Source organism: Streptomyces sp. (assembly GCF_035563135.1).
Lineage (GTDB): Bacteria > Actinomycetota > Actinomycetes > Streptomycetales > Streptomycetaceae > Streptomyces.
Genome location: NZ_DATMVN010000523.1, coordinates 1 through 3,775, shown reverse-complemented (window position 1 = coordinate 3,775; position 3,775 = coordinate 1). Strand labels below are relative to the sequence as shown.

Sequence of the window (3,775 nt, the reverse complement as noted above, 5' to 3'; positions counted from 1 at the left end):
GCCGCGGGAGCGGGCGCCGCGGGATCGGACGGTTCCGGACCGGTGGGTACGAACGCGGGCGCGGGCGGCGGCAGTACGGGCGGCCAGCAGGTGCCGGCCGGCTCGCCGATCCCCGACTGCACCCCCGCCGTACTGCAGTTGAGCCTGAAGACGGACATCAGCTACGGACCCGCCGAAGAGCCGGAGTTCCGGCTGAGCGCCAGGAACACCTCGGCTGCCGACTGCAAGGCCGACTTCGGCCCGAAGAGCGCGGTGCTCACGGTCTCCGAGGCGGGCGAGGACGACAAGCAGGTGTGGTCCTCCGAGGACTGCCCGAAGAACGGCGCCTTCTTCCTGAGGGTCCCGGCGGGAGCGACGGTCGTCCACACCGTGGAGTGGGACCGCAGGGGGAGCGCACCCCGGTGCGCGACGCCGCCCGTCCGGGCCGCGGCCCCGGGGACGTATCTGCTGGAGGCCGAGATCCCGGGCGAGACCGTCCAGCGCGCCTCGTTCGTGCTGGCCAAGGACTGACCGCCCGGACGACGGCCGGGGGAGCCGGAGCCGGGGCGCCCGGCGGGCGACGGCCGCGCCCCGGCTGCCGGGCCCCGGCCGCTGCCCGGAAAGTCCTAGACGTACCGCTCCAGGATCGAGGACTCCGCCAGCCGCGACAGGCCCTCCCGCACGCTCCTGGCCCGCGCCTCGCCGACCCCGTCCACGGCCTGGAGGTCGTCCACGCTCGCGGCCAGCAGCTTCTGCAGGCCGCCGAAGTGCTCCACCAGCCGCTCGATGATCGTCCCGGGCAGCCGCGGCACCTTCGCCAGCAGCCGGAAGCCCCGCGGGGAGACCGCCGAGTCCAGCGTCTCCGGCGAGCCGCTGTAGCCCAGGGCCCGTGCCACCACGGGTAGTTCGAGCAGCTCGGTGTGGGTGAGCGTGTCCAGCTCGCCCAGTGCCTCCGAGACCGTACGGGACCGCTTCGCGGTCGGTTCGGGCACGTAGTCGCGCACGACCAGCTCGCGCTCCGGCTCCACACCCGCGATCAACTCGTCCAGCTGGAGCGACAGCAGGCGGCCGTCGGTGCCCAGCTCCACCACGTATTCGGCGATCTCGGTGGCGATGCGGCGCACCATCTCCAGCCGCTGCGAGACCGCCGTCACGTCCCGCACGGTCACCAGGTCCTCGATCTCCAGTGCGGAGAGGGTGCCGGCGACCTCGTCCAGCCTGAGCTTGTACCGCTCAAGGGTGGCGAGCGCCTGGTTGGCGCGGGACAGGATCGCGGAGGACTCCTCCAGGACCCGCCGCTCCCCGTCCACGTACAGCGCGATCAGACGCATCGACTGGGACACCGACACCACCGGGAAACCGCACGCCTTGGAGACGCGGTCCGCCGTGCGGTGGCGGGTGCCCGTCTCCTCGGTGGGGATGGAGGCGTCCGGGACCAGCTGCACACCGGCCCGCAGGATCTTGGTGATGTCCTTGTCGAGGATCATCGCGCCGTCCAGCTTGCACAGTTCACGCAGGCGCGTCGCGGTGAACTCCACGTCGAGCACGAAGCCGCCGGTGCACATGGACTCGACGGTTCTGTCCATGCCGAGGACGATCAGCCCGCCGGTGTTGCCGCGGAGGATGCGCTCCAGGCCGTCGCGGAGGGCCGTTCCGGGCGCGACCGCGCTCAACGAGGCGCGCATCAGCGCCTCGTTACCCGTGCCTTGGCCGGACTTTCCGGGCGATGCTGCCCGGTCGTTGGCTGCCACTGCACTCCTCCGGTCACAGGTTCGGGGTGCCCTTGCGTCCCTCATACCGTTCGTAGGGGCGGGCGAGACCAGGGCAAAGTCTACCGGCGTGCGCCGTCCTCCTGTGGTCCGTCCGGCCGAGACCGGCGGGGGAGGACTCGCAGGGCGTCGCCCATGTCGGCCACTTCTGTGACCTTCATACCGGCCGGGACCTGCCCCGGGTCCCTCGGAACCAGGGCGTGCTTGAACCCGAGACGGTACGCCTCCGCCAGCCTGCGCTGGACCCCGGTCACCCTTCTGACCTCCCCGGCGAGACCCACCTCACCGATCGCGACCAGGTTCTTGGGGAGCGGTGTGTCACTGGCCGCGCTGGCCAGCGCGAGGGCGATCGCGAGGTCGGCGGCCGGCTCGGTGAGCTTCACGCCGCCCACCGTCGCACTGTAGATGTCCCGTTTGCCGAGCGCACTGATCCGGCCCCGCTGTTCCAGAACGGCCAGCATCATCGAGACCCTGGAGGTCTCCAGGCCCGACGTGGTGCGCCGTGGCGAAGGGATCTGCGAGTCGACCGTCAGGGCCTGCACCTCGGCGACGAGCGGACGCTTGCCCTCCAGGGTGACCGTCAGGCAGGTGCCCGGGACGGGCTCGTCGCGCCGGGTGAGGAAGAGTCCGGAGGGGTCGGCGAGGCCGGTGATGCCCTCGTCGTGCAGCTCGAAGCAGCCGACCTCGTCCGTGGCGCCGTACCTGTTCTTGACGCCCCGTACGAGCCGGAGGCGGGCGTGCCGGTCGCCCTCGAAGGACAGCACCACGTCGACGAGGTGCTCCAGGAGCCGCGGCCCCGCGATCGCGCCGTCCTTGGTGACGTGGCCCACCAGGAGCGTCGACATGCCGCGCTCCTTCGAGGCCCTGATGAGTGCTCCCGCGACCTCACGGACCTGTGCCATGCCGCCGGGCGCGCCGTCGATCTCCGGCGAGGCGACGGTCTGCACGGAGTCGAGGACGAGGAGGGACGGCTTGACCGCGTCCAGGTGCCCCAGGACCGCGGAGAGGTCCGTCTCGGCGGCCAGATACAGGTGGTCGTTGATCGCCCCGATGCGGTCGGCCCGCATCCGCACCTGGCTGGCGGACTCCTCGGCCGTGACGTAGAGGGTGCGGTGGTCGTCGCTCGCGGCCTTGGCGGCGACGTCCAGGAGCAGCGTCGACTTGCCCACGCCCGGCTCGCCCGCGAGCAGCACGACGGCGCCGGGCACGAGGCCTCCGCCGAGCACCCGGTCCAGCTCCCCGACCCCGGTCGAGCGGGCCGTCGCCTGCCGGCTGTCGACCTGGCCGATCGGCACGGCGGCGGTGGAGACCCGGCCCGCGGCGGTGGTGCGGACCGCGGGGGCGCCGCCGAACTCCTCGACCGTCCCCCAGGCCTGGCACTCGGGGCAGCGGCCGAGCCATTTGGCGGTCGTCCAGCCGCATTCGGTGCAGCGGTAGGACGGGCGGTCCTTCGCGGATTTCGTACGGGCAGCCATGGCGTCACCGTATAGGCGGGGTCTGACAGCCCCGGCACGGGCGGGGTCCGGCAGCTCCGGAACGGGCGGGGTCCGGCAGTCCTGGCCGTGGCACGGGAGATGAAGGCGTGCCCGATGCGACGATTTCGGCGGAATCAGGGATTCCTGTCCCCTTTCGAGAGAGAGCGTCACCCGTAAGGGTTAAATGTCGGAAAGTACTGGCAGAGTTCCGCCCCTGGCTGCCTACGGTCGCCACGTGACGAGCAGCAGTCTGGAGACCTCCACGCACACCACCGGCGCACACCGGGCGCACCGTCGCGAGGCCCGCCTTTCGGCGCAGCGGACGCCCGCAGGCGACGAGCCGTATCTCGACGGCCTGTTCACCTACTGCCTCTCCGTGCTCTGCGACCACGAGGCGGCGACCGAGGCGCTCGGCTCGGCCCTGGCGATCGCCGAGCGGCAGGACGGCCGGTGCCCCACGGCCGAGGAGGAACGTAAATCCTGGCTGTACGCCCTGGCCAGATGGGTGTGCCTGCGGGCGCTCACCGAGCAGCGGCGGGGCCGCCGGGCGCA

The 3,775-nt window shown here is 72.1% G+C and carries 2 protein-coding genes and 2 pseudogenes; 2 read left to right on the top strand and 2 right to left on the bottom strand.

Annotated features, from left to right (window positions below; all coding sequences use genetic code 11):
• Positions 1-510, top strand: a pseudogene (locus VN520_RS23215) (hypothetical protein); the annotation flags it as partial.
• Positions 511-605: 95 nt separating this feature from the next.
• On the opposite strand, the gene disA reads toward VN520_RS23215, so the two are convergent.
• Together disA and radA are read right to left on the bottom strand one after the other, a co-directional pair.
• Positions 606-1,730, bottom strand: coding sequence for a DNA integrity scanning diadenylate cyclase DisA (gene disA / locus VN520_RS23210; RefSeq protein ID WP_325748875.1), 1,125 nt, complete (start codon positions 1,728-1,730; stop codon positions 606-608).
• 80 nt (positions 1,731-1,810) lie between these two features.
• Positions 1,811-3,223, bottom strand: a complete 1,413-nt coding sequence (gene radA, locus VN520_RS23205; protein ID WP_325748874.1) for a DNA repair protein RadA — start codon at positions 3,221-3,223, stop codon at positions 1,811-1,813.
• 235 nt (positions 3,224-3,458) lie between these two features.
• Here radA and VN520_RS23200 point away from each other — a divergent pair.
• Positions 3,459-3,775, top strand: a pseudogene (locus VN520_RS23200) (hypothetical protein); the annotation flags it as partial.

What these genes read in the sequence shown, in the direction of transcription:
- radA (WP_325748874.1), bottom strand. Translation starts at nt 3,223, where the DNA reads ATGGCTGCCCGTACGAAATCCGCGAAGGACCGCCCGTCCTACCGCTGC.